We start from the raw sequence: 25,581 nt of genomic DNA, 5'->3' as shown, positions 1-25,581 counted from the left end.
CCGGGTACCCCGCCGGAATGAGCGAATCATTCAAGAAGGGCGACAAGGTGTCCTGGCAGAGCCACGGCACCACCGTGCCCGGCACCGTCGAGGAGAAGATCACGTCGGAGACCGAGGCCGCCGGTCGCACGGTGAAGGCCAGCAGGGACGAGCCGCAGTACCGGGTCACCAGCGACAAGAGCGGCAGCGACGCCGTGCACAAACCCGAGGCGCTGAAGAAGCGCTCGTCATGACCGCTTCGGCCGATGACGCGCACGCGCGGCCGCACGGTGCCTCCGACGACACCGTCGAGGCGGTCGGCAAGGTGTCCGAGGCGTTGGAGTACGTGGAACGGGCGCGGGGGCACCTGTATTCGTTCCATCAGTTGATGGGGCACGCCGACCTGCTGCTCGGCGAGGCGGCCGAGGCCCTGCGCGACGCGGGGCACGACGAGATCGCCGACCGGCTGACCGAGGATATGGTCGGCCGCAACATCATTCGCGGTCGCTGGACGTTCCAGGTCGTCGAGGAATTCGACGACGACTACTGGTCACGTTTCCGCGAGCATGAGAAGAAGGTCCGCGACGAGCTGATGGACGGCCGGCGGCACGTCTTCGAGGCCGAGATGAAGGAAAGCCGCCGGACCAAGGGACGCGACGGCCACGAGGCCACGCCATGACCGATGATGATCAGAACACCTGGGAAGAGTTCCACGATGTCGTCAACATGACAGCGGGTGAGCTGGACAAGTTTCTGAAGTCCGATGACTCCAAGAAGGTCGGACAGAAGAAGGACGGCGGCGAGTCCACCGGGCACGAAAGTGGTCGGCGCATCGTGGAGTTACTGCGCACCAAGAAGGACGATCTCGGCGACGCTGACTATGCGCACATGCGCAAGGTGGTCGGTTACTGCAAGCGGCATCTGGCGCAACGCCCCAAGAGCGACGTCGAGGACAGTGCCTGGCGGTACTCCCTGATGAATTGGGGCCACGACCCCACCAAAGAGTAGCGATTTGTGGAGTCTCAGCCGTAACCAGTACGTACGACTGAGACTCCACAAATCGGCTAGGCAGTCTCGGTGATCGGCCGGTCGACCCAGCTCATCAGGTCGCGCAGCTTCTTGCCGGTGACCTCGATGGGATGCTCGGCGTTCGCCTTGCGCAGACCCTCAAGCTCGGTGTTGCCGTTCTCGACGTTGGCGACCAGGCGCTTGACGAAGCTGCCGTCCTGGATGTCCTTGAGGATGGCGCGCATGCGCTCCTTGGTGTCGGCGTCGATGACGCGCGGCCCGGAGATGTAGCCGCCGAACTCCGCGGTGTCGGACACCGAGTAGTTCATCCGCGCGATGCCGCCTTCGTAGATCAGATCAACGATGAGCTTGAGCTCGTGCAGCACCTCGAAGTAGGCCATCTCGGGGGCGTAGCCGGCCTCGACCATGACCTCGAAACCGGTCTTGATGAGCTCTTCGGTGCCACCACACAGCACGGCCTGCTCACCGAACAGGTCGGTCTCGGTCTCTTCCTTGAAGGTGGTCTTGATGACACCGGCACGGGCGCCACCGATGGCGGCGGCATACGACAGCGCCAGCGCCTGGCCCTCACCCTTGGGGTCCTGCGCGACGGCGATCAGGGCGGGCACGCCCTTTCCGTCGACGAACTGCCGGCGCACCAAGTGGCCGGGGCCCTTGGGGGCGACCATGCCCACGGTGATGTTCTCGGCCGGCTTGATCAGGCCGAAGTGGATGTTGAGGCCGTGCCCGAAGAACAGCGCGTTGCCGTCTTCCAGGTTGGGCTCGATGTCCTTGGTGAAGATCTCGGCCTGCGCGGTGTCGGGTGCGAGCACCATGATCACATCGGCCCACTTGGCGACCTCGGCCGGCGTGCCGACCTCCAGGCCCTGCTCCTCGACCTTGACGCGGGACTTCGAGCCCTCCTTCAGGCCCACCTTGACCTGCACGCCCGAGTCACGCAGCGACAGCGAATGGGCGTGGCCCTGGCTGCCGTAGCCGATCACCGCGACCTTGCGGCCCTGGATGATCGACAGATCCGCGTCGTCGTCGTAGAACAGTTCGATTGCCACTGAATTTCCTTCTCTTTTGTCTCTTTGATTCGTTGGTGAAGCTATTTGGCGGTGCCGATACCGCGCGGTCCGCGCGACAGCGAGACGATGCCGGACTGCACGATTTCCCGAATACCGTACGGCTCGAGCACCCGCAGGAATGCCTCGAGCTTCTCCGGCGTCCCGGTGGCCTCGATGGTCAGCGACTCGGTGGACACGTCCACCACCTTGGCACGGAACAGGTTGACCGCTTCAATCACCTGGCTGCGGGTGGTCGCATCGGTACGCACCTTGATCAGCGCGAGCTCACGCGACACCGACTGATCTTCGTCCTGTTCGACGATCTTGATCACGTTGATCAGCTTGTTGAGCTGCTTGGTGACCTGCTCGAGCGGGAAGTCCTCGACCTCGACGACGATCGTCATCCGGGACAGGTGCTTCTGTTCGGTGGCGCCGACGGCGAGGCTCTGGATGTTGAAGCCGCGCCGGGAGAACAGCGCCGCGACGCGGGCAAGCACACCGGGCTTGTCCTCGACGAGCACCGACAGCGTGTGGGTGGAGACCTTGCTCATGCGTGCCCCTCTTCCGAATCGAACAGCGGACGGATGCCGCGGGCGGCCTGGATCTCGTCGTTGCTGGTGCCCGCGGCGACCATCGGCCACACCTGGGCGTCGGCGCCGACGATGAAGTCGATGACCACGGGCCGGTCGTTGATGGCACGCGCCTGGTTGATGACGTCTTCGACGTCTTCTGCACGCTCACAACGCAATCCGACGCACCCCAGCGCCTCGGCCAGCTTCACGAAATCCGGGATCCGGTGGCTGTGCGTGGACAGGTCGGTCTGGCTGTAGCGCTCTCCGTAGAAGAGCGTCTGCCACTGCCGCACCATGCCCAGGTTGCCGTTGTTGATCAGCGCGACCTTGATGGGCGCACCCTCGAGTGCGCAGGTGGCCAGCTCCTGATTGGTCATCTGGAAGCAGCCGTCACCGTCGATCGCCCACACCTCGGCCTCGGGCCGGGCGAACTTGGCGCCCATCGCCGCGGGGATCGCGTAGCCCATGGTGCCCAGACCACCGGAGTTCAGCCAGGTCTTGGGGTTCTCGTACTTCACGAACTGCGCGGCCCACATCTGGTGCTGGCCGACGCCGGCGACGTAGAGCGCCTCCGGGCCGGCGATCTGGCCCAGCTTCTCGATGACGAGTTCCGGGCTCAGGCTGCCGTCGCTCTGCGGGCCGTAGCTCAGCGGGAAGGTGGCCTTGATGCTCGACAGGTACTCCCACCAGTTGTCCAGTTTCAGCGACGCTGCATTCGTGCCGTCGCGGCGCAGGATCTCCAGCAGATCGGTGATGACATTCTTCACATCACCCACGATCGGCACATCGGCGTGCCGGTTCTTGCCGATCTCGGCGGGGTCGATGTCGGCGTGGATCACCTTGGCGTCGGGGGCGAAAGAATCCAGCTTGCCGGTGACACGATCATCGAAACGGGTGCCCAGCGCGATCAGCAGATCGCTCTTCTGCAGCGCGGCCACCGCCGAGACGGTGCCGTGCATACCGGGCATACCCATGTGCTGCGGATGGCTGTCCGGGAACGCGCCGCGGGCCATCAGGGTCGTGACCACCGGGATGCCGGTCAGCTCGGCCAGCTCCATCAGTTCGTCGGTCGCCTCACCGCGGATGACACCGCCTCCGACATAGAGCACCGGCTTACGGGCCTCGGCGATCAGTTTGGCGGCCTCGCGCACCTGGCGGCTGTGCGGCTTGGTGTTGGGCTTGTAGCCCGGCAGGTCCATCACCGGAGGCCAGGAGAAGGTGCACTCGCCCTGCAGGATGTCCTTCGGGACGTCGACGAGCACCGCACCGGGGCGTCCCGACGCGGCGATGTGGAACGCCTCGGCGATCACCCGCGGGATGTCATCGCCCTCGCGCACCAGGAAGTTGTGCTTGGTGACCGGCATGGTCATCCCGGTGATATCGGCTTCCTGGAAGGCGTCGGTGCCGATCAGGGCGCGCCCGACCTGACCGGTGATCGCCACGACCGGGATGGAATCCATCTGGGCATCGGCCAGCGGGGTCACCAGGTTGGTCGCACCCGGACCCGAGGTGGCCATCATCACGCCGACCTTGCCGGTGGCGTGGGCGTAGCCGCTGGCAGCGTGCCCGGCGCCCTGCTCATGGCGCACCAGCACATGGCGCAGCTTCTTCGAGTCATAGAGCGGGTCGTAGACGGGCAGCACGGCGCCACCGGGGATGCCGAAGATGATCTCTACACCGATCTCCTCGAGCGACCGCACGACCGACTGCGCGCCAGTCATCTGTTGTGGTGCAACAACATTGGTCTTCGGCTCCGCCTTGGCAGGGGCCTTGACGCCGTTCGCGCGCTGGGTGGACTCCGGCGGCCGCGTGGTGGGTGCGCTCACTTTTTCCTCATCGATCTGGTTCGGTCCGGTTGCTTCTGTGGTGTGGTGACGTTCTGTGACAGCAAAAAACCCCCGTCAGCGGAGTCCGCTGTACGAGGGTCGGCGCGTCGATGCTGTTGGCTAAGCCCGGCAGAGAGCTAGCGCGGCATCAACGCGCCAACCAATTACTACGAGCTTGTCCGGGGTGTACATAGACCCTGACGGTAGCCGCCGCACTGCTCAAAGGTCAAATTGCCCATCCCGATCGAGGACGCCACCGCCCCTCGCGGACAAGCCGGCGCCACTGGCGATGAGAAGATGACGGGGTGAGTGACCCCTCCCCGCTTGTCATCCGCATCTCCCCGATGGCCCACTTCGCGGTGTTCTTTCTGTTCCTCGGGCTGGCGGCGCTGGTGTTCGTGTGGCCGAGCTGGACGCAGATCCTGTTCGTGATCCCGGTGCTGGTGTCGGCGGCCGTCGTGCGCTATCGGACGGTGGCCGACCGCGAAAAGGTGACCTCAAGGACGTTGCTGAGCAGCCGGACCGTGCCGTGGTCCGACATCGACGGCCTGCGCTTCAACCGATCCTCCTGGGCCAGGGCCCGGCTCACCGATGGCAGCGAATTGACGTTGCCCGCAGTGACGTTCGCGACCCTTCCGCTGCTGACACAGGTCAGCGGCGGACGGGTTCCGAATCCGTACGAGTGAGCGGCGCTACCCGAGCGGGTTGGCGCCGTTGAGCAGCACCCACATGCCGATGCCGACACCGATGCCGAGCAGCAGCGCCAGGAACGATCCGACGAACGGGCGCCGGGACCACCCGCGGCCGGCGTCGAGGCCGTAGCGCCCGGGACCGGTCAGGGTGAGCGCCGCGGCGACCAGCACCAGGGTCGCCTGGTGCTCGTGCCCGGTCGGGATGACGAAATCGACGAAGCTGACGCCGGGTTCGGCGGCAATGGAAGCCAGCAGCGCATTGACCGAGTAGGCCAGCGCGGCGGCCGCAGCCAGCGGGGTGAACAGCCCGAGCACCAGCAGCAGCCCGGCAGCGACCTGCGCTCCGGCGCCGACATAGGTCAACAGGCCGGCGTGCTGGTAGCCGAGGTCGGCCAGCGAACCCTCGAAACCGCTCAGGCCCGCGCCGCCCCACCAGCCGAAGATCTTCTGCAGCCCGTGCACGATCAGCAGTGCGCCCAGGCCGACCCGCAGCAGCATCAAGCCCAGGTCGGTGGTGCCACGACGGCCGGCATGGCGAATCTGCTGCTCGGCGTCGTAGGGGCCGATCTCGGTCGGGGCGGCCGGTGCCGCGGCGTACGGGTTGGGCTGCGCCGGAGAGACATAGGGCAGCGGCTCGGGGTCGTTGAGCAGCCCGAAGGGTGACTGATCGGGCTTGGATGAGCCATCGACGTCATAGCGCGGGATGGCAGTCGTTTCGAAGTCTCCCCCGTAGGTCGACGAGGGGAGGTCTTCTTCGGGGTCGACCAACTGCGCCGACGCCGGCCGTTGCCAGTCGGTCAGGTTCTGAGGTTCAGCGGTCACGAATGCCAGCGTAAGTGCAAGTCACCGCAGAACAAGGGATTGGCGCGGCGCATGGCGCAGCGTATCCACACCGTTGCCGAGTTGTGATACACCGGCGCATTCCACCCGGAGCGAGCGCAACGACGGGGAGGAACTACAGGCCTTCGTGGCGCGCACTGCCCGCCGATCCGTAATCTGGCCAGCATGAGACTGGGCCGACCGACGCGGGGCATGCCGGTGCGACTGGCGGTGGTGCTGTGCGCGGCGTTGCTGGTCGGTTCGGGATGTGCGCGGTTCGACGACGCCCAGTCCCAGCCGTTCACCACCCAACCCGCGATGACGCCTCCACCCCCGACCAAACCCGAGCCCCCACCACCGCTGCCGGCCACACCATTCCCGAAGGAGTGCAAGGCCACCGGGGTCATGCAGGGCTGCCTGGCGAGCACCAGTGGACTGATCATGGGCGGCGACAGCCAATCGGCGCTGGTCGCCGAGCGCGCCACCGGGGTGATCAAAGAGGTGTCGACGAAGGCCGAGCCCGTCGTCAAGCTCGTCATCCCGGTCGATCCGGCCGGTGACGGCGGCCTGCTCGACATCATCAAGTCACCGACCTATGCCCAGGACCGGCTGATGTACGCCTACATCAGCACGCCCACCGACAACCGTGTCGTGCGCATCGCCGACGGCGATCCCCCCAAACCGATCCTCACCGGGATCCCGAAGGGCCCGACCGGCAACGCCGGGGCGCTGGTCTTCACCAGCCCGACGACCCTGGTGGTGCAGACCGGTGACGCCGGAGACCCGGCGCTGGCCGCCGACCCTGCCTCGTTGGCCGGCAAGGTGCTGCGCATCGAGCAGCCGACGACCGTGGATCAGGCACCGCAGACCACTGCGCTGTCGGGGATGGGCGCCGGCGGCAGCATGTGCGTCGATCCGGCCGACGGCGCGCTCTACATCACCGATCGCACCCCGACAGCGGACCGGGTGCAGCGCATCACCAAGGATTCCAGCGTCTCGACGGTGTGGACATGGCCGGACCGCCCCGGGGTGGCCGGCTGCGCCGCGCTCGACGGCACCGTGCTGGTGAACCTGGTGAACACCAAGCAGACGGTGGCGCTGCGGTTGGCGCCCGATACCGGCGCGGTCACCGGTGAGCCCGAGGTGGTCCGCCAGGACCAGCACGGTCACGCGTGGGCACTCGCGGTCTCCCCGGACGGCAACATCTGGGGCGCCACGGTGAACAAGACCGCCGGCGACGCCGGAAACTTCGACGACGTGGTCTTCCCGCTGTTCCCGTCCGGTGGCGGGTTCCCCCGCAGCAACGCCGACAAGACGTAGGTGATCTCGGCGCGCTCGCGCTCACCGAGCGAGCGCGCCGAAGTCGCTCAGGAACAGGCGGCGAGCACCAGTTCACGCACCCGCGCGGCGTCGGCCTGGCCCTTGGTCGCCTTCATCACCGCGCCGACGATCGCGCCGGCGGCAGCCACCTTGCCGCCGCGGATCTTCTCGGCGATATCGGGATTAGCCTCGAGAGCTTCATTGACGGCGGCCTGGATCAACGAATCGTCGCGCACCACGACCAGACCGCGGTCGTTCATCACCTGCTCGGGCTCACCCTCACCGGCCAGCACGCCCTCGATGACCTGGCGGGCCAGCTTGTTCGACAGCTTGCCCTCGTCGACGAGCTTCACCACCGCGGCCACCTGGGTGGGCGTGATCGGCAAGTCGGACACTTGCACTCCAGCTTCATTGGCCTTCTGCACCAGGAAGTTTCCCCACCAGGCGCGGGCGGCTTCGCTGGACGCGCCCTGGGCCACGGTCGCGGCCACCAGGTCGATCGCGCCGTTGTTGACCAGGTCGCGCATCACCTCATCGGAGATGCCCCACTCCTGCTGAACGCGGTTGCGCACCAGCCACGGAAGCTCCGGGATGGTGGCGCGCAACCGCTCCACCAGTTCGGCCGACGGCGCCACCGGTTCCAGGTCGGGCTCCGGGAAGTACCGGTAGTCCTGCGCGGTCTCCTTGCTGCGCCCGGCGTTGGTGTGGCCGTCCTCGTGGAAGTGCCGGGTCTCCTGGGTGACGGTGCCACCGGAGCGCAGCACCGCCGCCTGCCGGCGCATCTCGTAACGGACGGCGACCTCGACGCTCTTGAGCGAGTTGACGTTCTTGGTCTCGGTACGGGTACCGAATTCCTTGGCGCCCTTGGGTTTCAACGACAGGTTGGCATCACAGCGCATCGATCCCTGGTCCATCCGCACATCGGAGACATCCAGTCCGCGCAGCAGATCGCGCAGCGCGGTCACATACGCCCGCGCGATCTCCGGGGCTCGTTCGCCGGCGCCCTCGATGGGGCGGGTGACGATCTCGATGAGCGGCACACCGGCCCGGTTGAAGTCGGCGAGCGAGGTGGTCGCACCGGAGATCCGGCCGGTGTCACTGCCGAGGTGGGTGAGCTTGCCGGTGTCCTCCTCCATGTGCGCGCGTTCGATCTCGATCCGCCAGGTGGTGCCGTCGTCGAGCGGCACGTCCAGGTAGCCGTCGATCGCGATCGGCTCGTCGTACTGGCTGATCTGGTAGTTCTTCGGCTGATCCGGATAGAAATAGTTCTTCCTGGCGAAACGCCCCCACGGCGCGATATCGCAGTTGAGCGCCAACCCGATCCGGATCGCCGATTCCACCGCGGCCTGGTTGAGCACCGGCAGCGAGCCGGGCAGGCCCAGGCACACCGGGCACACCTGGGTGTTGGGCTCGGCGCCGAACTTGTTGGCGCACCCACAGAACATCTTGGTGGCGGTGGACAGCTCGACGTGCACTTCCATGCCCATCACGGGATCGAACTCGGCGATGACGTCGTCGTAGTCAAGAAGTTCGGCGGTATCGACAGACATGCACCGATCCTAATGGGGCCGGTCAGCGTCACTTCATGGTGGCGACGTTGCGCCAGAAGTTCTGCAGACTGTCGGTGCCCCCGAACAGGGTGGTGAAGTTGGTGGAGTCGACCAGCAGGATGTGCCCGGACCGCGCCCCGGTCGGCGGCATCGAGATCAGCGCATTGAACTCGGTGTGGCCGGCCGCGGTGAACGGGTGCGGACGGTGCGGGTCGACCCGCTGCTTGCCGAGCACCCGCAGATCCTGGCTTTCCGGCGCGGTCAGTTCGTAGTGCGGCAGGTGCGGGTGGAAGTTGAAGGTGGTGACGGTGGTGAGCAGGCCGGTTCCGTCGAGATCGGGAAAGGCCGTCAGCGGCGCGATCTGGTTGGTGGTGCCGTCGACCACGGCGGGGCGCAGCCCCCAGGTGTTGTGCACGGGCACCTGCAGCGCCGCCATCAGGGACCGGGTGTACTGGCTGAAACGCTGCTGCCTGGGCACCAGCCGGTCGCCGTGGTGCAGGTATTCGACCTGGCGCTGGGCGTAGTCGTCGGTGAATCCGACGTCGTGGTGCGGGGCCAGCACCAGGCAGGTGCCCTCCCGCTGCAGCCATTGGGCGATGGCGGCGATCTCTTCGGGTTCGGCGTCCTGCTCGGAGGGCAGGTGGTCGAGCCCGAACACCATCAGGGTGTCGGTATCGGCCAGGATGCGCTCGTCGATCGGCAACCGGTAGCCCGCCTGGTCGATGCGCTGAAACACGGCCACCGGGTGCCCGGTCACCTCCTCGGCGAGGGCCTGGAACGCCAGCGTGGACCGGTGGAAGAGTTCGAGTGTGCCGGGGATGCCCTGCAGGAAATTCGCCGCATCGTATTCGGGTGTCTCGTAGGCCGGCCACAGCACGTTGCGGACCTCGGTGATGGTCGAGAACCGGTTGGACATTTCAGCCGGGTCGCGTTGCGCCTCCCAGGGATAGCTCCACGTCCAGTAGATGCTGATCCGACGTCGCCCGTCGTGCGGCCGCGGGACGTGGCTCTGGTTGTAGGTGCGCGCAGCGATCATGGTCACTCCTCCGCGCCCAGCGCGGCCAGGTACCTCATCGCCGACATGCCGGGCAGAAAGAAGTACGCCCCACCGGTGAGGGTGGTGAAGGCCGGCAAACCCTTGTGCACCTTGCGGATCGGACGTTTGGGCACGGTGAAGTCCAGGGTGCCGTCCTGGGCGCCGCAGATCGGATCGTGTTCGTTGCCCAACTCGTGGAAGGCCTTGTCGTTGATCCAGACGTTCTGCGCGAACTCGAACTGGCGCACCAGATCCGCGCAGATGATGAAGGCCGCGATACCGCGCTCGATGCCGTCCTCGGGCGCCCCGTCCGGCAGCGCCGGGCCGTAGGTCGCGCCGCGCCGGATCATCCGGCGGCGGTTCATGTAGTGCGCCGTGTCGCGGGGGTTGAGCCGGCGAGCGTGCGAGCCGAGCGGGCAGGCGTACCCGTGCGGATCCATCTCCTTGTAGTTGAAGTCGTTGTTGCGCATGGGGTCGGCCCCCAACCCCGGATCGTCATGCTCGGGTGCCAGTACCAGTGGTGCACCGCTGCGCCAGCGACCCATGAACTTGGCCGCCAGCAGTTCCTGCTCTTGCGGGGTGTCCGCGTGATCGCTCAGGTAGTCACGAAACGTACCGACGTGCTCCTGCAACCTCCGGTAGGCCATGAAGCTGCCGTTGCGCGACAACACCTCGGGCTGAGGAAGATTCGCGACCGGGCCGTTCTCGTCGGGGTAGCCGAGGATGAACTCCCCCGGTTCCAGCGCGTCGCCAGATCCCGGAGTCGGCTCCTCGCCTGATCCCTTCATCACCGGCTGGGACAATCGGTCCCGGAAGCCGAAATGGTCGTGCGCATAGTTGAACGGCGGTGAGGCGTTGAGGTCGAGAAAGGACAGGCTGCGCACACCGGCGGTGCGGGCGAGCAGCTTGTCGTGTTCCTCGATGGAGCGGGCACACTGCTCATCGGTGCGGGAAAACAGGATCGCGATCGCGTGCACATCGTCGCCGGCCAACCCACCGAGCCAGTGTTCGGGCGCACTGGTGCCGGCGTCACCGAGGATGGCGGCCCGGGCGGCCATCCCTTCGCGGAACGCGTCGGGGAAGGTGGCCAGCGATTCCCCGGGTACGCCGAGTGCACGCAGGCCGGTCCAGGTGAACGCCAGGGTGACCCACCGGTCCGATTCGTCCATCATCGTCGTCGCCTCGGATGCGGACTGCACGCGATCGAGCAGTGCGGTCAGCCACGCTCGTCCGCCCGCCGGGGTGTCGAACGTCAGGAACTCATAGCGCCCCGTGATCGCCGGAGTCCTGGTCAACAGGATGTGCTGGATATCGTCGACCTCGAGCGTCTCGGTCACTGCATCTGGTCGAGCATGTCCGAGAAGGCGGCCTTGAGCTTGAGCGCCTTCTTGATCTCGTCGGCGGTGACGTAGGGGTACTCACCGTATTCCAGGAAGCTCGGCTGCTGGTGGTCGCGGACGAACTTGATGAACGCCTCCGGGTTCTCCTTCCAGTCCTCCGGAAACCCTTCGAGTTGGGTGAAGATGGTCGTGATGCCCGTCGCGCTGAAAAGCTGGACGGCATCCTCGGTGTATTTGTCGAAATCGGTGTCGAAGATGCCCATGTACTGGAAATGCAGGCCGGAACCGATGTCGAAGAGATTCCAGCGCAGGTAGTGCAAGCGCAACGGCGCCAGCGCGTCCGGACTCGCCGCGATGGTCTCTTCGATGGTCTTGCCGTAGGCGCGGACCGCCTCCTCACGGCCCTCTTTCACCTTCGCGATGATCGAGAAGCCGTAGCACGCCGGTGTCCTGGGGTAGACCGGGCCGTACCGTCCGCGCTCCAGCTCGAAGTAACCCTCTTTGGGGATGGCGAGCGCCGCCGGTTTCGTCCAGTCGCCAGTACCTGCAGTCATGTCGGCGACCTCCCGGTTCGGTGCCCCGGACGCTACACCCGGGCAGTCGTTTCGGCGGCCGAACGGCACGGTGCGCGGGGATGGGAGCAAAGCCCGACGCAGACGCGCCACATATCAGCCGAAGAACTCCGCGGCATCGTCGTAGCGGCTTTGCGGAACCAGCTTGAGCTGGCGCACCGCGTCGGCCAGCGGGACCCGGCCGATTTCCTGCCCGCGCAGCGACACCATCATCCCGTACTCACCCGCATGCGCGGCGTCGGCGGCGTTGACGCCGAATCTGGTGGCCAGCACGCGGTCATAGGGCGTCGGGGTGCCGCCACGCTGCACGTGGCCGAGCACCGTCACCCGCACTTCCTTGTTGATCCGCTTCTCGATCTCGACGCCGAGCTGGTGCGCCACACCGGTGAACTTCTCGTGCCCGAATTCGTCGGTGCCACCCTGCTTCAGCTGCATCGAACCCTCGGCCGGCTTGGCGCCCTCGGCCACCACGCAGATGAAATGCGAATCACCGCGAACGAAGCGCTGTTTGACCAGCCGGCACACTTCTTCGACATCGAAAGGCTGCTCCGGGATCAGCGTCATGTGCGCGCCCGAGGCCAGGCCGGCGTTGAGCGCGATCCAACCGGCGTGGCGGCCCATCACCTCGACCAGCATCACCCGCTGGTGCGATTCGGCGGTGCTGTGCAGCCGGTCGATGGCATCGGTCGCGACATGCAACGCGGTGTCGTGCCCGAAAGTGACGTCGGTGCAATCGATATCGTTGTCGATGGTCTTGGGCACACCGACCACCGGCACGTTCTCTTCGGACAGCCAGTGCGCCGCGGTCAGCGTGCCCTCACCACCGATCGGGATCAGGACGTCGATGCCGTTGTCTTCGAGGGTCTGCTTGATCTGGTCCAGACCGGCACGCAGCTTGTCCGGGTTGACGCGCGCGGTGCCCAGCATGGTGCCGCCCTTGGCGAGCAGCCGGTCATTGCGGTCGTCGTTCGACAGCTGGATGCGGCGGTCCTCCAACAAACCGCGCCAGCCGTCCTGGAAACCGACGACCGATGAGCCGTACCGCACCGCACTGGTGCGCACCACCGCGCGGATCACCGCATTCAGGCCAGGACAGTCACCACCACCGGTGAGAACACCAATACGCATGGGCTAGATCCTGCCAGCTTCGTCCAGTCCGGGCTCGCCCACAGCGAAAGTGAAGCTCAGCGTCCTAGGGTTGGGTATGACCACACTTGCCGATCACGTCATCTTGACACTGCAGGCCAGTGGGGTCACACGCATGTACGGACTGCCCGGGGACAGCCTCAACGGGCTGACCGACGCCATCCGGCGCGCCGACGACTTCAACTGGGAACACGTCCGCCATGAGGAGACGGCGGGTTTCGCGGCGGCCGGTGATGCGGCGCTGACCGGGCAGCTCGCGGTCTGTGCCGGCAGTTGCGGGCCGGGCAACCTGCACCTGATCAACGGGCTGTTCGACGCCCAGCGCAGCCGGGTGCCGGTGCTGGCCATCGCCGCGCACATCCCGCAGTCCGAGATCGGCTCGGAGTACTTCCAGGAGACCCGCCCGCAGGAACTGTTCCGCGAATGCAGTGTCTACTGCGAGCTGGTCACCACCCCGGAGTCCGCGCCGCGGGTGCTGCAGATGGCCATGCGCGCCGCCATCGAGGAGAACGGTGTCGCCGTCGTCGTCATTCCGGGCGAAATCTTCCTGCACAAGGCCGGTGACCTCAGAGTCAGCCCGGTGCTGCCCACCCACTCGATATGCCGGCCCGCCGACGATGAACTGCGTCGCGCCGCAACGATTCTCAACAACTCCGACAAGATCACCATCCTCGCCGGCGCCGGGGCCGAGGGTGCCCACGACGAGCTGGTGACGCTGGCGGCCACCCTGAAGGCGCCGGTGGTCCATGCCCTGCGCGGCAAGGAATTCGTCGAATACGACAATCCGTACGACGTCGGAATGACGGGCCTGCTCGGATTCGCCTCCGGCTACAAGGCCATCAAAGAGGCCGAGGTGCTGCTCATGCTGGGCACCGACTTCCCGTACCGGCAGTTCTATCCCGAGCACGCCACCGTCATCCAGGTGGACGTCCGCGGCCGAAACCTGGGCCGGCGTACCCCGATCGACCTCGGGATGGTCGGATACGTCGGCGACACCCTGGCCGCCCTGCAGCCACTGCTGAGCACCAAGGACGACCGCACGCACCTGGACCGGTCGCTGAAGCACTACCGAAAGACCCGCCGCCGGCTCGACGAGCTCGCCGTCAACGATCGCGACAAGACCCCCATCCGGCCGGAATACCTTGCCGCCGAGGCAGATCGGCTGGCCGCTGCGGATGCGGTGTTCACCGTCGACGTCGGGTCGCCGGTGGTGTGGGCGGCGCGCTATCTGACCATGAACGGCCGCAGGCGCCTGCTCGGCTCGTTCAACCACGGCACCATGGCCTGCGCGCTGCCGCTGGCCATCGGCGCCCAGACGGTGGACCGCAACCGGCAGGTGGTGGCCTTTGCCGGCGACGGCGGACTGACCATGCTGTTCGGGGAGCTGATCACCCTGAGCCAGAACCGGTTGCCGGTGAAGGTGATCGTGTTCAACAACTCGTCGCTGAACTTCGTGGAGCTGGAGATGAAGGCGGCCGGCATCGTGACCTTCGGCACCGATCTGCAGAATCCCGACTTCGCGGCGGTCGCGCGGTCCCTGGGGCTCTTCGGTCGGCGGGTGGAACGGCCCGGCGACCTGGAATCCGCGCTCACCGCGGCCTTCGCCCATGACGGCCCGGCGCTGATCGACGTGGTGACCGCGCGTCAGGAACTGTCCATCCCGCCGGCCATCACCGTCGAGCAGGCCAAGGGTTTCTCGCTGTACGCGATCCGCACCATCCTGGCCGGACGGTCCGACGAGTTGCTGGATCTGGTCAGCACCAACGTGGCACGCCGCATCCTGGACTGACGGCTACAGCGCGGTGGGCAGCACTCCCCGCGCGACCTCGTAGGCCGCACCGACCCGGTAGAGCCGGTCATCGGCCAGCGCCGGCGCCATGATCTGCAGCCCGACGGGCAGATTGTCCTCGGCCGCCAGGCCCGACGGCACCGACATCCCGCAGTGCCCGGCCAGGTTCAGCGGCAGCGTGCACAGGTCGAACAGGTACATGGCCAGCGGATCGTCGACCTTCTCCCCCAGCCGGAAGGCGGTGGTCGGCGTCGCCGGTGAGACCAGCACGTCCACCTTCTGGTAGGCCGCGTCGAGATCGCGGGCGATCAGAGTGCGAACCTTCTGCGCCTGGTTGTAGTAGGCGTCGTAGTAGCCGGCCGACAGTGCGTAGGTACCGATCATGATGCGGCGCTTGACTTCCGGGCCGAAGCCGGCCGCGCGGGTCAGCGCCATCACCTCTTCGGCGCTGTGCGTGCCGTCATCGCCGACGCGCAGGCCGAACCGCATGGCGTCGAAGCGCGCCAGGTTGGAGGACACCTCCGAGGGCAGGATCAGGTAGTAGGCCGCCATCGCGTGATCGAAATGGGGGCAGTCCACCTCGGTGACCTCGGCCCCGAGCGCGGTGAGCTGTTCCACGGCGGTGTTGAACGAGGCCAGCACGCCGGGCTGATACCCGTCCCCGCGCAACTGCTTGACCACGCCGATGCGCACACCCTTCAGGTCGCCGGTCGCTCCGGCGCGGGCCGCGCCGACGACATCGGGCACCGGGGCGTCCACCGAGGTGGAGTCCCGCCCGTCATGGCCGGCGATGACCTGATGCAGCAGCGCGGTGTCCAGCACGGTGCGCGCGCACGGACCGCCCTGGTCCAGCGACGACGCGCAGGCCACCAGCCCGTAGCGGCTGACGGTGCCGTAGGTGGGCTTCACGCCGACGGTCGAGGTGAGGGCGGCGGGCTGGCGGATCGAGCCACCGGTATCGGTGCCTATGGCCAGTGGCGCCTGGAACGCGGCGAGCGCGGCGGCGCTGCCACCACCGGAACCGCCGGGCACCCGGTCGGTGTCCCAGGGGTTGCGGGTCGGACCGAACGCGGAGTTCTCCGTCGAGCTGCCCATGGCGAACTCGTCCATGTTGGTCTTGCCCAGAATCGGGATGCCGGCCGCGCGCAGCCGCGCGGTGACCGTGGCGTCATACGGCGGGTTCCAGCCCTCCAGGATCTTCGACCCGCAGGTGGTCGGCATGTCCGTGGTGGTGAACACGTCCTTGAGTGCCAGCGGCACACCGGCCAGCGGGGACGGGAGCTGCTCCCCCGCGGCCACCTTGGCGTCGATCTCGGCGGCCGCGGCCAACGCCCTGTCCCCCGCGACGTGCAGGAAGGCGTGGTAGCGCTCGTCGGTGGCGGCGATCTGGTCCAGGTGGGCCTGGGTGACCTCGGTGGAGGACACCTCCTTGGCGGCGATCCGGGCGCCCAGCGTGGCGGCGTCCTCGCGGATGAGTTCGGTCACTCTGCCTCCCCGAGAATCCTGGGCACGGCGAACCGTCCGTCCTCGGCGCGCGGCGCCGCCGCCAGCGCCTCGTCCTGCGCCAGACCGGGCACGACGGTGTCCGGCCGGGTGACGTTGAGGACCTTCAAGGGGTTGTCCGTGGCCTCGACGCCGGTGACGTCGACGGATTGGATCTGGCCGACATGGGCCAGGATGGCGTCGAGTTGGCCTGCGAAGCTGTCCAGCTCACCGTCGGTCAGGGCGAGCCGGGCCAGCCGCGCCAGGTGCGCTACCTCGTCCCGGGAAATCTGTGACACGACTGCAAAGCCTAGTCACCCTGCAATCCTCGGGTCGCTGCGCCCCGACCCCTGTGACATCGTGTTGGCCGTGCCGTCATATCTGCTGCGGGTCCAGCTGGAGGACCGACCGGGCAGCCTCGGCTCACTGGCCGTCGCACTCGGTTCGGTGGGTGCCGACATCCTGTCCCTCGACGTCGTCGAGCGCGGCGCCGGCTACGCCATCGACGATCTGGTGGTCGAACTGCCGCCCGGCGCGATGCCCGACTCGCTGATCACCGCCGCCGAGCACATCAAGGGCGTCTACGTCGACAGCGTGCGCCCGCACACCGGGCTGCTGGAAGCCCACCGCGAACTCGAGCTCATCGACCACATCGCCGCGGCGCGGGGCCGGTCCGACAAACTGCACGTGCTCGCCCAGGACGCGCCACGTGTGCTGCGGGTGAGCTGGTGCACCGTGGTCCGCTCCACCGCCGAGGGCGTCGAGCGCGTCGCCGGCAGCCCGGGCGCACCGGAGACCCAGGCCACCACCGCCCCCTGGCTCCCGCTGGAACACGCCGCGGCGCTGGACGCCACCGCGGACTGGGTGCCGCAGGTGTGGCGCGATATCGACACCGCGCTGGCGGCAGCCCCGCTGGGCGACCCGTCGATCGCGGTCGTGCTCGGCCGTGCGGGTGGCCCGGCGTTCCGACCGTCGGAGGTGGCCCGGCTGGGCTACCTGGCCGGCATCGTGGCGACCATCCTTCGCTGATAATGCTGAGAACCCGCTGTGAGCGAGGCTGTACGGTGGAATTCTTGACCACGATGAAAGGTGTTGCGTGGGGGAACTACTGATCGTCCTCGCCATCGTTGCGCTCGCGGCGGGCGTGATCGTCTTCCTCGTCGCCCGCAATCGCCCGAAGCAGCCCAAACAGCCCTCGGCTCGCCAGGATCCGCTGCGATTCGCGTCCCAAACAGAGACCTTCGGCCCGCGCCAGCTGGGCCCTGGTGCCATCGTCAGCTACGGCGGCACCGACTACGTGGTGCGCGGATCGGTCACCCTGCGGGAGGGTCCGTTCGTCTGGTGGGAGCATCTGCTCGAGGGCAAGGCCGACGAGCCACCGGTCTGGTTCAGCGTCGAGGAGGACGAGGGCCGCCTCGAGCTGGTGTGGTGGCACAAGCGCACGGGATTACCGGCCGAACCGGGCAGCAGCATCGACGTCGACGGAATGTCCTTCACCGTCGACGAGAACGGCCGCGCGTCCTACACCACCGAGGGCACCACGGGACTGCCCGCGGGCGGCGACATGGACTACGTGGACTACAGCGCCAACGGCGGCACCGCCCTGCTCGGCTACGAGCGCTGGGCGCCGACGATGGCGTGGGAGGTCTCCTACGGCACCCCGGTGCGCGCCGGGGAGTTGACCGTGTACCCGGCGCCGCCGGCCGGATTCTAGGCATCGCGTTGCCGTTGCATCGCCTGCGCGTGGTTCCCGTCGATGTCAGTGGCACGAATCTGCGCTTGACGCTGAACGCCCCTGCCCCGCCCCCGCTGGCGTCCTGCACGCTGCGCCATCCCGGCGGCGCGGATCTGACCCTGGGCGTGCTCGGCGCGTCTCATGTCATCACGGTGGCTGAGTTCTCCGAGCAGGTGTCTTGCACCGAGCATGCTGCCGGTTCGGCACTGCCGGACTCGGCGAAGGCACCCGGCTACCGGTTGCAGTCCGAGACCACCAGCCACGACGAGTCCGCATTCCGCCGGATCGCGGCCGGCCTGCGGCACCGCTGCGAACACGAGAGCGGTTGGCTGGGTGGCAGTTTCCCCGGCGACGAGGCCGCGCTCACGGCGCTGTGCGCCACCCCCGAGGGCGCCGGCTGGCACTGGCAGACCTGGCATCTGTACCCCGCGGCCCGCAGTGGCCTCGTCGTGCACACCGAGAGCCGGTGGCAGCCGTGAGCCGCAACGCCCTGTTCGCGCTGGCCGGAGTGCTCGTCACGCTCGGCGCTGTCCTGCTGATTTCCGGAATGGTGTTGCTGAACAAGGACGTTCGCAACCACGTCAGCGAAAACTACCGGCAATATTCGGCGGACGGCGGTGACGGGCGCTACGAATGCAGCGGCTCCCCGACATCGGTGGCCGACGACATCGCGTCCTACGACGCCCCGGAATCGCGCGCCTCCGACCGCGGCAGCGAGTATCTGCGCTACCCCGACGACATCGTGATCGTCGGTCCGGACGGCCAGTATCCATGCAGTGTCCGGGTCGAGGACGTCAATTCCCGCTACAGCGGCGGCGGGTTCATTTTTCTGGGTCCGGGGTTCACCCCGGGCTCACCAGCGGGCGGCTCGGGCGGTAGCTCCGGCGGACCCGGCGGAACGAAGTAGGAGCGGGAGACACCGATGGACACGTCATACCTTGCACTGGAGTTCGGCACGGTCGACGGCGGCGCACTGACCCAGAACGTGGTCGCGGCGGTGCTGTATTTCGTCGTCGGGATCGTGGTTTTCGGCGCCGGGTTCGTGATGACCGACCTGTTGACGCCGGGCAGCCTACGCGAGTTGGTGTTCGTCGCGCACCGCCCGAATGCGGTCGCGGTGGCCTGCGGCATGTACGGGGCGCTGTCGTTGGTGACCGCCGTCGCGATCATCGCGAGTTCTGCCGAACTGGGCCAGGGATTGGTCGATGCGCTGGTGTACGGACTGGTCGGGGTGACATTGCAGGGCGTCACACTGCTGGTGCTGGAAGCGCTGGTGCCGGGCCGTTTTCGCGACCTCATCGGCGATGAGAAGCTGCACCCGGGTGCCGTCGCGACCGCGGTGATCCTGCTGGCCGTCGGAGGGGTGAACGCAGCCGCGCTGTCATGACCGGCACGACGCGCTGGCGGGCACTGCTGCTGGCCGCGGTCGCGGCCTGCGCGGCGTGCGGGCTCATCTACGAGCTCGCCCTGCTGACGCTGTCGGCCAGTCTGCACGGCGGCGGTATCGTCGCCACCTCACTGATCGTCGCGGGCTACGTCGCCGCGCTCGGCGCCGGCGCACTGCTGGTCAAACCGCTGCTCGGCCACGCCGCCATCACCTTCATCGCCGTCGAGACCCTGCTCGGTGTGATTGGCGGATTATCTGCTGCGGCAATGTATGTGGCGTTCTCGTTCATCGGCGGTTCACTGTGGGTGCTGGCGCTGGGCACCGCGGTGATCGGCGCGCTGGTGGGCGCCGAAGTCCCGCTGCTGATGACGCTCTTGCAGCGGGGCCGTACCGCGGGAGCCGCCGACGCCGGCCGGGTGCTGGCCAACCTGAACGCCGCGGACTATCTGGGCGCCCTGATCGGCGGTCTGGCATGGCCGTTCCTGGTGCTGCCGCAGCTGGGCATGATCCGCGGCGCCGCGGTCACCGGGATGATCAACCTGGCCGCGGCGGCCGTCGTGGCGGTCTTCCTGCTGCGCAGCATCATCAGCCGCCGCCAGCTCGCGTCGGCGCTGGCCGTGCTCACCGCCGCCGCGATGGGACTGACCGCGCTGATCGTGGCCTCCGACGGTATCCAGAGCACCACCCGTCAACGGCTGTATGCCGATCCGATCATCGCCTACCAGCAGTCCTCCTATCAGGAGATCGTGGTGACCCGCCGCGGCCCCGACACCCGGCTGTATCTCGATGGCGGACTGCAGTTCTCGACGCGCGACGAGTATCGCTACACCGAGAGCCTGGTGTATCCGGCGCTCGGCAACGAGGCCCGCACGGTGCTCATCCTCGGCGGTGGCGATGGCCTGGCCGCCCGCGAGTTGCTGCGGATGCCGCAGGTGCGCCAGATCGTCCAGGTGGAACTCGATCCGGCCGTGATCGCGCTGGCGCGCGGACCTCTGCGCGAGACCAATGCCGGCGCGCTGGACGACCCGCGGGTGCAGGTGATCGTCGATGACGCGATGACCTGGCTACGTGAGCCCGGTGTGGTGCCCGACGGCGGCTTCGACGCCGTGATCATCGATCTGCCCGACCCCGACAATCCGGTGCTGGGCCGGTTGTATTCACTTGAGTTCTACGCGCTACTGACCCGGGTGCTGGCCGTCGACGGGCTGGTGGTGGTGCAGTCGGGCAGCCCGTTCTCGACACCGAATGCGTTCTGGCGCACGGTGTCCACCCTGGGGTCGGCGGGATTCGCGGTGACCCCGTATCACGTGCACGTGCCGACCTTCGGCGACTGGGGTTTCGCGCTGGCCCGCCGCGGGGCCACGCCCCCGACGCCCACGGTCCCCGACGATGCTCCCCCGCTGCGGTTTCTCACCCAGGAGGTGCTCGACGCGGCGACGGTGTTCCCCCTGGACAACGCCGCGCAGGTCCTCGCGCCCTCCACGCTGGACAATCCGCGGATCGTCGAGGACATGCGCGCGGGGTACCGCTAGGGTTGCCCGCGATTCTTGGTGTTCCGTATGAGTCCCGTGACAGTGGTTTTCCGGGCCCATAGGTTGGGAGACAGGAAAGATTCACACCACCGAAGGTTGATTCTCTCCTGAAACCCGCTGAAAGACAATGAGATTGCGTTCTTCTGCACCAAATACATTGTCAAAAGCATGATGTGCGAACAAGAGAATCACCACCCTGGGGCGCCGTAGGCGCAATGCCGGGTGGCTGCCACTACCGGAAAGGCACGTAGAAATGCACACAACCAGCTTGGTCACAGTCGGTGTCATCGCCCTGACAGCCGCGATTTTCGGGACCGCACCAGTCGTGTCTGCGACCCCGTCGGCGCCCGCTTCCGCTGCCAGAACCGTGGCAGAACAACCCAACCCGGACGACAGCGTCCAGGTGAACGGATCGCGCAGCGCGCGCCAGAAATCGGTCGACACCACCGCCGGAAACGTCTTCACTCCTCCGGTGACTGCCCCCCAGCCCACGGTCGATCCCTACAACGACTGAACTAACTCTCGGCCGGCTCCGCCTCGGCCTCGGGTGCGGGCCCGTCGGCCAGTAGCGTGCGGAAACCGTCCTCGTCGAGCACCGGCACGCCGAGTTCGATCGCCTTGTCGTACTTGGATCCCGGTGCGTCACCGGCGACCACGTAGGAGGTCTTCTTGGAGACCGATCCCGCTGCCTTGCCGCCGCGGACGAGGATCGCCTCCTTGGCCTCGTCGCGGGAGAAGCCGGTCAGCGAACCGGTCACCACGATCGACAGCCCCTCCAGGGTGCGGTCGATGCCGGCGTCGCGTTCGTCGGCCATCCGGACACCGGCGGCGCGCCACTTGTCCACGATCGCGCGGTGCCAGTCCACCTCGAACCATTCGATGACCGCCGCGGCGATGGTCGGCCCGACGCCTTCCACCGCGGCGAGTTCGGCCTCCGAGGCGGCGATGATCGCGTCGAGACTGCCGAATTCGCCGGCCAGCGCGCGTGCCGCCGTGGGACCGACGTGCCGGATGGACAGCGCGACCAGCACCCGCCAGAGCGGTTGGGATTTCGCCTTGCCCAGGTTGGCGAGCAGCCGCTTGCCGTTGGCCGACAGCTCGCCGGCCTTGGTGGTGAACAGCTCGGTGCGCAGCAGGTCCTCGGCCGTGAGCCCGAACAGTTCACCCTCGTCGGTGATGACACCGGCCTGCAGCAGGGCGGTGCCCGCCTCGTATCCGAGGCCCTCGATGTCGAAGGCGCCGCGGCCTGCGGCGTGGAACACCCGCTCCCGCAGCTGCGCCGGGCAGGTGCGGGTGTTGGGGCAACGGATGTCGGCGTCACCCTCCTTGGCCGGTGCCAGCGTGGTGCCGCATTCGGGACATGTTGTGGGCATGATGAATTCGCGTTCGGTGCCATCGCGCAGATCGACCACGGGGGCCAGCACTTCGGGGATGACGTCACCGGCCTTGCGCAGCACCACGGTGTCACCGATCAGCACACCCTTGCGTTTGACCTCGGACGCATTGTGCAGGGTGGCCAACCCGACGGTGGACCCGGCCACCTTGACCGGTTCCATGTAGGCGAACGGGGTGACCCGTCCGGTGCGCCCGACGTTGACCCGGATGTCGAGGAGTTTCGTGGTGACCTCCTCGGGCGGATACTTGTAGGCGATCGCCCACCGGGGCGCCCGTGAGGTCGCACCGAGTCGACGCTGCAGGTTCACATCGTCGACTTTGACCACCACACCATCGATCTCGTGTTCGACGTCGTGGCGATGTTCACCCCAGTAGGCGATGCGGTCGGCCACTGCCTTGATGCCCTGCACCTTGGTGGTGTGGGTGGACACCGGCAGGCCCCAGGCGCCCAGCGCCCGGTACGCATCATGCAGGGAGGCGGGGGTGAATCCTTCGGCCTTGCCGAGTCCGTGACAGATCATCCGCAACTTGCGTCGCGCGGTGACGGCAGGGTTCTTCTGCCGCAGCGAGCCCGCCGCGCTGTTGCGCGGGTTGGCGAACGGCGGTTTGCCCTCGGCCACCAGGCCGGCGTTGAGGTCCTCGAAATCGGCCAGCCGGAAGAACACCTCACCGCGCACCTCGAGCACCGCTGGGACCGGGAATTCGTCTGTGCCGGTGAGCCGTTCGGGGATGTCATCGATGGTGCGGGCATTGAGGGTGACATCTTCGCCGCTGCGGCCGTCGCCGCGGGTGGCCCCGCGGACCAGGACACCGTCGCGGTAGACCAGCGCCAGTGCGACACCGTCGATCTTCAGTTCGCACAGATAGTCGATATCGGTGCCGATCTCGGCACCGAGGCGCGCGGCCCACGCCGACAGCTCATCGGTGTCGAATGCGTTGTCCAGCGACAGCATCCGTTCCAGATGGTCGGCCGCGCCGAAATCGGTGGCGAAACCGGCGCCGCCGACCAGCTGGGTCGGCGAATCCGGCGAGCGCAGTTCCGGATACCGCTCTTCGAGCTCCTCCAGCTCACGCAGCAGGGTGTCGAACTCGGCGTCGGAGACGACCGGTGCGTCCTTGACGTAGTAGCGGAACTGGTGGCCGCGCACTTCCTCGGCGAGTTCCTGCCATCGACCACGGGCCTCTGCGTCCGGTGAGCTCACCCTGGTCAGGCTAGTCGAGGCCTCCGACAGGCCCCGACACCGATTACAGCGTCGGGATGCGCCGGAACTGCACCACATCACGCCAGGTGGTGCCCTCCCAGCACTGCAACACGAACCCGCGGGGTTCGACCAGCTCGCGCAACGCCGCGACGCTCTGGCGATCGGGGTCCGGGAAGGCCTCGACGAACACCAGCAGCGCCCCCGGGTTGAGCACCCGCTCCAGCCCGCGGATGCAGGCGTCCCGGTCGGGTACCTCACCGAGCACCGCGGCCAGGAAGGCGACATCGAAGGAGTTGTCGGGGAACGGCAACCCGGCACCGGCGTCCCCGGAGTGAAACCCCACCTGGCAGCCGGTGTCGACGCCGGCCAGCCTGCGTGCCGCCTTGTCCAGCATCTGCGGCTGCAGGTCGAACAGGTCGAGCCGGCCCAGTGGCAGCCGGCGGGCAATTTCGGTGCTGAAGTATCCCGGACCGGGCCCGATCTCAAGGACCCGTTCGTTGCCGGCCAGCCGCAGCGAGTCCACGACGCTGCCGGGCCGCCCGACGAGTCGGCGGACCGGGTTGTTCAGGAACACCGCAGCCCAATGCGGGTACGGAAAGTCGGCTACCCGCCTGCTCTGCCGGAGCACGGTATCCATCCATGATGTGGGCATAATGACCCCTCCTCACCTGCGAAAGTAAGGGTAGCCTAATCGATAGGTGGCATGGATAGACTGCTACCCGTGCCGCACCCGATCATGTTCTCCGACGACGACTTCGGGCTCGCCGAGCTACGCGGGCTGGCGCTCGGCTTTCCGGCAGCCTTCGAGAAGGTCTCGTGGGGCCGACCGGTGTTCTGCGCACCGAAGATGTTCGCCATGTACGGCGGCAACCTGAAGGCGGCCGGCGAGATGGTCGCCTTTCCGCACGCGCTGCTGGTGAAGGTCGACGACTCCGACCGCCGGTCCCTCGAGCAGGACGACCGGTTCTTCTTCCCCGCCTATATGGGCCCGTTCGGCTGGATGGGCCTGGACCTGACCGCCGCGGCGGTCGACTGGGATGAGGTCGCCGAGTTGCTCGACGCGTCGTTCCGGTTGGTGGCGTCGAAGAAGCTGATCACACAGCTCGACGAGCGGTAGTTGGTGACACCGACTGCAGAACGGCGAGATTCGCCGTCGGCCTAGGTGGTCTTCAGGAACGTGCGCAGCCGGTCCAGCACCAGCTCTGGGCGCTGCTCGACAATCCAGTGCCCGACGCCGGGAACCAGTTCGAGCTCGAAATCCGAACAGTGCTCGGGCAGCACCCGCAGCAGTTCCGGGGTGAGCACCGAGTCGTCGGTGCCGTGCAGCCAGCGCACCGGGATCGACACGTGGTGATTATCGAATTCCCCGCGCATCCAGCGCGCGGCCTCGCGGGTCTGGAAGGTCCGGTACCAGCGTGAGCCCGCTTCGGCGTAGCCCGGTCGGCGCATGCAGGCGACGTAGAACGCGATGTCCTCGTCCGGCGTCTGGAAATCGCCGCCCACCCAGGAGCCCAGGAACCGGAAGAACCGCGCCTTCGGGTCGGCGATCACCTTCGGGCCGATCACCGGCAGCATCATCGGGATCTGGTACCACATGCGCCAGACGTTGATCAGTGCCTCGCGGTCGTGCTTGAGCCACGGCACCGCGGTGTTCAGGCCCATGAAGGCCGCGACCTTCTCGGGATGGCGCAACATGAAGATGGTGGCCACCGGGCCGCCCCAGTCGTGGGCGACGAGTTTGACCGGACCCACGCCGAGCCGGTCACACACCGCGGCCAGATCGTCGGCCATATCGTTCTTGCGGTAGCGGTCCCGGGGCGCCGAGCTCCACCCCGCCCCGCGCAGATCCGGGCACAGCACCCGGTATCCGTCCGCGGCGAGCGGGCCGATGAGCTCGTGCCATTCCCACCAGTTCTGCGGGAAACCGTGCACCAGCATGACCGGCGGACCGTCGGCCGGGCCGGCGTCGGCGACGTGAATCGTCACGCCGCGACCGAGATCGACAAAGCGGTGTTGCACGCCGGGGAGATCGGGCGGGTTGTCCATGGCGACAATCTACGGTATGCAGTACCGCTGGTAACACGTCGGCTTCGAAGGTTGCCCACATTTGCCGCGAAGGCGTGGTTCGA

The 25,581-nt window shown here is 67.4% G+C and carries 28 protein-coding genes; 13 read left to right on the top strand and 15 right to left on the bottom strand.

What is annotated here, in order from left to right; all coding sequences use genetic code 11:
* Positions 1-17: 17 nt before the first annotated feature.
* Genes C6A86_RS10040 through C6A86_RS10030 form a run of 3 tightly spaced genes read left to right on the top strand, consistent with a single transcriptional unit; the run spans position 18 to position 987 of the window.
* Positions 18-233: a DUF2945 domain-containing protein gene (locus tag C6A86_RS10040; protein ID WP_105364015.1), complete on the top strand. Its 216-nt coding sequence runs from the start codon at positions 18-20 to the stop codon at positions 231-233.
* Positions 230-658 (top strand): hypothetical protein, encoded by a 429-nt coding sequence (locus C6A86_RS10035; protein ID WP_105364014.1) that lies wholly within the window; start codon positions 230-232, stop codon positions 656-658. Before C6A86_RS10040 ends, C6A86_RS10035 begins: the two co-directional genes overlap by 4 nt.
* Positions 655-987, top strand: a complete 333-nt coding sequence (locus C6A86_RS10030; protein WP_105364013.1) for a DUF3140 domain-containing protein — start codon at positions 655-657, stop codon at positions 985-987. Before C6A86_RS10035 ends, C6A86_RS10030 begins: the two co-directional genes overlap by 4 nt.
* Before the next feature lie 56 nt (positions 988-1,043).
* Here C6A86_RS10030 and ilvC read toward each other — a convergent pair whose 3' ends face one another.
* The 3 genes from ilvC to C6A86_RS10015 are packed head-to-tail and all read right to left on the bottom strand — an operon-like array spanning position 1,044 to position 4,455.
* Positions 1,044-2,045, bottom strand: coding sequence for a ketol-acid reductoisomerase (ilvC, locus tag C6A86_RS10025; RefSeq protein WP_199196252.1), 1,002 nt, complete (start codon positions 2,043-2,045; stop codon positions 1,044-1,046).
* Between the two features lie 53 nt (positions 2,046-2,098).
* A complete protein-coding gene (ilvN, locus tag C6A86_RS10020) occupies positions 2,099-2,608 on the bottom strand; it encodes an acetolactate synthase small subunit (RefSeq protein ID WP_105364011.1) in 510 nt (169 codons plus the stop codon).
* Entirely contained in the window at positions 2,605-4,455 is a 1,851-nt protein-coding gene (locus C6A86_RS10015) for an acetolactate synthase large subunit (RefSeq protein WP_105364010.1), read from the bottom strand. The genes ilvN and C6A86_RS10015 overlap by 4 nt, the downstream gene beginning before the upstream one ends.
* A 305-nt stretch (positions 4,456-4,760) precedes the next feature.
* On the opposite strand from C6A86_RS10015, the gene C6A86_RS10010 reads away from it, so the two are divergent.
* Positions 4,761-5,141, top strand: a complete 381-nt coding sequence (locus C6A86_RS10010; RefSeq protein WP_105364009.1) for a PH domain-containing protein — start codon at positions 4,761-4,763, stop codon at positions 5,139-5,141.
* 6 nt (positions 5,142-5,147) lie between these two features.
* Here C6A86_RS10010 and C6A86_RS10005 read toward each other — a convergent pair whose 3' ends face one another.
* On the bottom strand, positions 5,148-5,969 hold the full coding sequence (locus tag C6A86_RS10005; RefSeq protein WP_105364008.1) for a DoxX family protein: 822 nt from the start codon (positions 5,967-5,969) through the stop codon (positions 5,148-5,150).
* Between the two features lie 210 nt (positions 5,970-6,179).
* On the opposite strand from C6A86_RS10005, the gene C6A86_RS10000 reads away from it, so the two are divergent.
* Positions 6,180-7,286, top strand: coding sequence for a PQQ-dependent sugar dehydrogenase (locus tag C6A86_RS10000; protein ID WP_311101219.1), 1,107 nt, complete (start codon positions 6,180-6,182; stop codon positions 7,284-7,286).
* A gap of 47 nt (positions 7,287-7,333) precedes the next feature.
* Here C6A86_RS10000 and gatB read toward each other — a convergent pair whose 3' ends face one another.
* The 5 genes from gatB to C6A86_RS09975 all read right to left on the bottom strand — a co-directional run bounded on the left by gatB (position 7,334) and on the right by C6A86_RS09975 (position 12,912).
* A complete protein-coding gene (gene gatB / locus C6A86_RS09995) occupies positions 7,334-8,836 on the bottom strand; it encodes an Asp-tRNA(Asn)/Glu-tRNA(Gln) amidotransferase subunit GatB (RefSeq protein WP_105363385.1) in 1,503 nt (500 codons plus the stop codon).
* Between the two features lie 28 nt (positions 8,837-8,864).
* Positions 8,865-9,872 carry a hypothetical protein gene (locus C6A86_RS09990; RefSeq protein ID WP_199196190.1) on the bottom strand — a complete coding sequence of 336 codons (1,008 nt, stop codon included), beginning with the start codon at positions 9,870-9,872 and terminating at the stop codon, positions 8,865-8,867.
* A gap of 2 nt (positions 9,873-9,874) precedes the next feature.
* On the bottom strand, positions 9,875-11,209 hold the full coding sequence (locus C6A86_RS09985) for a peroxidase (protein ID WP_105363387.1): 1,335 nt from the start codon (positions 11,207-11,209) through the stop codon (positions 9,875-9,877).
* The gene (locus C6A86_RS09980) at positions 11,206-11,766 is read right to left on the bottom strand and encodes a hypothetical protein (RefSeq protein WP_105363401.1); all 561 of its coding nucleotides are present in this window, start codon (positions 11,764-11,766) and stop codon (positions 11,206-11,208) included. Before C6A86_RS09980 ends, C6A86_RS09985 begins: the two co-directional genes overlap by 4 nt.
* A 114-nt stretch (positions 11,767-11,880) precedes the next feature.
* Positions 11,881-12,912 carry an ATP-dependent 6-phosphofructokinase gene (locus tag C6A86_RS09975; RefSeq protein ID WP_057166292.1) on the bottom strand — a complete coding sequence of 344 codons (1,032 nt, stop codon included), beginning with the start codon at positions 12,910-12,912 and terminating at the stop codon, positions 11,881-11,883.
* A gap of 76 nt (positions 12,913-12,988) precedes the next feature.
* Between C6A86_RS09975 and poxB the strand changes: the two genes are divergently transcribed.
* Positions 12,989-14,719 carry a ubiquinone-dependent pyruvate dehydrogenase gene (gene poxB, locus C6A86_RS09970; protein WP_105363388.1) on the top strand — a complete coding sequence of 577 codons (1,731 nt, stop codon included), beginning with the start codon at positions 12,989-12,991 and terminating at the stop codon, positions 14,717-14,719.
* 3 nt (positions 14,720-14,722) lie between these two features.
* Here poxB and gatA read toward each other — a convergent pair whose 3' ends face one another.
* Both gatA and gatC read right to left on the bottom strand, forming a co-directional pair.
* Positions 14,723-16,204 carry an Asp-tRNA(Asn)/Glu-tRNA(Gln) amidotransferase subunit GatA gene (gene gatA / locus C6A86_RS09965; RefSeq protein WP_105363389.1) on the bottom strand — a complete coding sequence of 494 codons (1,482 nt, stop codon included), beginning with the start codon at positions 16,202-16,204 and terminating at the stop codon, positions 14,723-14,725.
* A complete protein-coding gene (gatC, locus tag C6A86_RS09960) occupies positions 16,201-16,500 on the bottom strand; it encodes an Asp-tRNA(Asn)/Glu-tRNA(Gln) amidotransferase subunit GatC (protein WP_105363390.1) in 300 nt (99 codons plus the stop codon). Before gatC ends, gatA begins: the two co-directional genes overlap by 4 nt.
* Positions 16,501-16,570: 70 nt before the next feature.
* Between gatC and C6A86_RS09955 the strand changes: the two genes are divergently transcribed.
* The 6 genes from C6A86_RS09955 to C6A86_RS09930 all read left to right on the top strand — a co-directional run bounded on the left by C6A86_RS09955 (position 16,571) and on the right by C6A86_RS09930 (position 20,855).
* The gene (locus tag C6A86_RS09955; protein ID WP_105363402.1) at positions 16,571-17,230 is read left to right on the top strand and encodes an amino acid-binding protein; all 660 of its coding nucleotides are present in this window, start codon (positions 16,571-16,573) and stop codon (positions 17,228-17,230) included.
* Between the two features lie 67 nt (positions 17,231-17,297).
* The gene (locus C6A86_RS09950) at positions 17,298-17,915 is read left to right on the top strand and encodes a DUF4178 domain-containing protein (RefSeq protein ID WP_105363391.1); all 618 of its coding nucleotides are present in this window, start codon (positions 17,298-17,300) and stop codon (positions 17,913-17,915) included.
* Positions 17,916-17,923: 8 nt separating this feature from the next.
* A complete protein-coding gene (locus C6A86_RS09945) occupies positions 17,924-18,415 on the top strand; it encodes a DUF2617 family protein (protein WP_105363392.1) in 492 nt (163 codons plus the stop codon).
* Positions 18,412-18,843, top strand: a complete 432-nt coding sequence (locus tag C6A86_RS09940) for a DUF4247 domain-containing protein (RefSeq protein ID WP_105363403.1) — start codon at positions 18,412-18,414, stop codon at positions 18,841-18,843. The genes C6A86_RS09945 and C6A86_RS09940 overlap by 4 nt, the downstream gene beginning before the upstream one ends.
* A 15-nt stretch (positions 18,844-18,858) precedes the next feature.
* Positions 18,859-19,323, top strand: coding sequence for a DUF350 domain-containing protein (locus C6A86_RS09935; RefSeq protein ID WP_105363393.1), 465 nt, complete (start codon positions 18,859-18,861; stop codon positions 19,321-19,323).
* The gene (locus C6A86_RS09930) at positions 19,320-20,855 is read left to right on the top strand and encodes a polyamine aminopropyltransferase (RefSeq protein WP_105363394.1); all 1,536 of its coding nucleotides are present in this window, start codon (positions 19,320-19,322) and stop codon (positions 20,853-20,855) included. Before C6A86_RS09935 ends, C6A86_RS09930 begins: the two co-directional genes overlap by 4 nt.
* Before the next feature lie 81 nt (positions 20,856-20,936).
* On the opposite strand, the gene C6A86_RS09925 is transcribed toward C6A86_RS09930, so the two are convergent.
* From C6A86_RS09925 to C6A86_RS09915, 3 genes are read right to left on the bottom strand one after another with little or no spacing between them, the layout of a single operon-like run.
* Entirely contained in the window at positions 20,937-21,347 is a 411-nt protein-coding gene (locus tag C6A86_RS09925; RefSeq protein WP_142406983.1) for a hypothetical protein, read from the bottom strand.
* 23 nt (positions 21,348-21,370) lie between these two features.
* The gene (ligA, locus tag C6A86_RS09920) at positions 21,371-23,452 is read right to left on the bottom strand and encodes an NAD-dependent DNA ligase LigA (RefSeq protein WP_396835018.1); all 2,082 of its coding nucleotides are present in this window, start codon (positions 23,450-23,452) and stop codon (positions 21,371-21,373) included.
* A gap of 43 nt (positions 23,453-23,495) precedes the next feature.
* Complete coding sequence (locus C6A86_RS09915) at positions 23,496-24,089, bottom strand: class I SAM-dependent methyltransferase (protein ID WP_199196192.1); 594 nt, start codon at positions 24,087-24,089, stop codon at positions 23,496-23,498.
* 84 nt (positions 24,090-24,173) lie between these two features.
* Here C6A86_RS09915 and C6A86_RS09910 point away from each other — a divergent pair, with 84 nt between their 5' ends.
* Positions 24,174-24,569 carry an MmcQ/YjbR family DNA-binding protein gene (locus C6A86_RS09910; RefSeq protein ID WP_105363397.1) on the top strand — a complete coding sequence of 132 codons (396 nt, stop codon included), beginning with the start codon at positions 24,174-24,176 and terminating at the stop codon, positions 24,567-24,569.
* Positions 24,570-24,610: 41 nt separating this feature from the next.
* Here the strand turns inward: C6A86_RS09910 and C6A86_RS09905 are convergent, their stop codons facing one another.
* Positions 24,611-25,498 (bottom strand): alpha/beta fold hydrolase, encoded by an 888-nt coding sequence (locus tag C6A86_RS09905; RefSeq protein WP_105363398.1) that lies wholly within the window; start codon positions 25,496-25,498, stop codon positions 24,611-24,613.
* Positions 25,499-25,581: the final 83 nt, after the last annotated feature.

Origin of the sequence: Mycobacterium sp. ITM-2016-00316, from assembly GCF_002968335.2 — a bacterium.
Taxonomy (GTDB): Bacteria; Actinomycetota; Actinomycetes; order Mycobacteriales; family Mycobacteriaceae; genus Mycobacterium.
The sequence above is the reverse complement of the archived record's forward strand: the minus strand, read 5'-3'. Positions and strand labels throughout refer to the sequence as shown.

Excerpts from the sequence above, each read along its gene's own strand:
- C6A86_RS10040 (WP_105364015.1), top strand. The coding sequence starts at position 18 with ATGAGCGAATCATTCAAGAAGGGCGACAAGGTGTCCTGGCAGAGCCAC.
- C6A86_RS10035 (WP_105364014.1), top strand. The coding sequence starts at position 230 with ATGACCGCTTCGGCCGATGACGCGCACGCGCGGCCGCACGGTGCCTCC.
- C6A86_RS10030 (WP_105364013.1), top strand. The coding sequence starts at position 655 with ATGACCGATGATGATCAGAACACCTGGGAAGAGTTCCACGATGTCGTC.
- ilvN (WP_105364011.1), bottom strand. The coding sequence starts at position 2,608 with ATGAGCAAGGTCTCCACCCACACGCTGTCGGTGCTCGTCGAGGACAAG.
- C6A86_RS10000 (WP_311101219.1), top strand. The coding sequence starts at position 6,180 with ATGCCGGTGCGACTGGCGGTGGTGCTGTGCGCGGCGTTGCTGGTCGGT.
- gatB (WP_105363385.1), bottom strand. The coding sequence starts at position 8,836 with ATGTCTGTCGATACCGCCGAACTTCTTGACTACGACGACGTCATCGCC.
- C6A86_RS09990 (WP_199196190.1), bottom strand. The coding sequence starts at position 9,872 with ATGATCGCTGCGCGCACCTACAACCAGAGCCACGTCCCGCGGCCGCAC.
- C6A86_RS09980 (WP_105363401.1), bottom strand. The coding sequence starts at position 11,766 with ATGACTGCAGGTACTGGCGACTGGACGAAACCGGCGGCGCTCGCCATC.
- C6A86_RS09975 (WP_057166292.1), bottom strand. The coding sequence starts at position 12,912 with ATGCGTATTGGTGTTCTCACCGGTGGTGGTGACTGTCCTGGCCTGAAT.
- poxB (WP_105363388.1), top strand. The coding sequence starts at position 12,989 with ATGACCACACTTGCCGATCACGTCATCTTGACACTGCAGGCCAGTGGG.
- C6A86_RS09935 (WP_105363393.1), top strand. The coding sequence starts at position 18,859 with ATGGACACGTCATACCTTGCACTGGAGTTCGGCACGGTCGACGGCGGC.
- C6A86_RS09930 (WP_105363394.1), top strand. The coding sequence starts at position 19,320 with ATGACCGGCACGACGCGCTGGCGGGCACTGCTGCTGGCCGCGGTCGCG.
- C6A86_RS09915 (WP_199196192.1), bottom strand. The coding sequence starts at position 24,089 with ATGGATACCGTGCTCCGGCAGAGCAGGCGGGTAGCCGACTTTCCGTAC.
- C6A86_RS09905 (WP_105363398.1), bottom strand. The coding sequence starts at position 25,498 with ATGGACAACCCGCCCGATCTCCCCGGCGTGCAACACCGCTTTGTCGAT.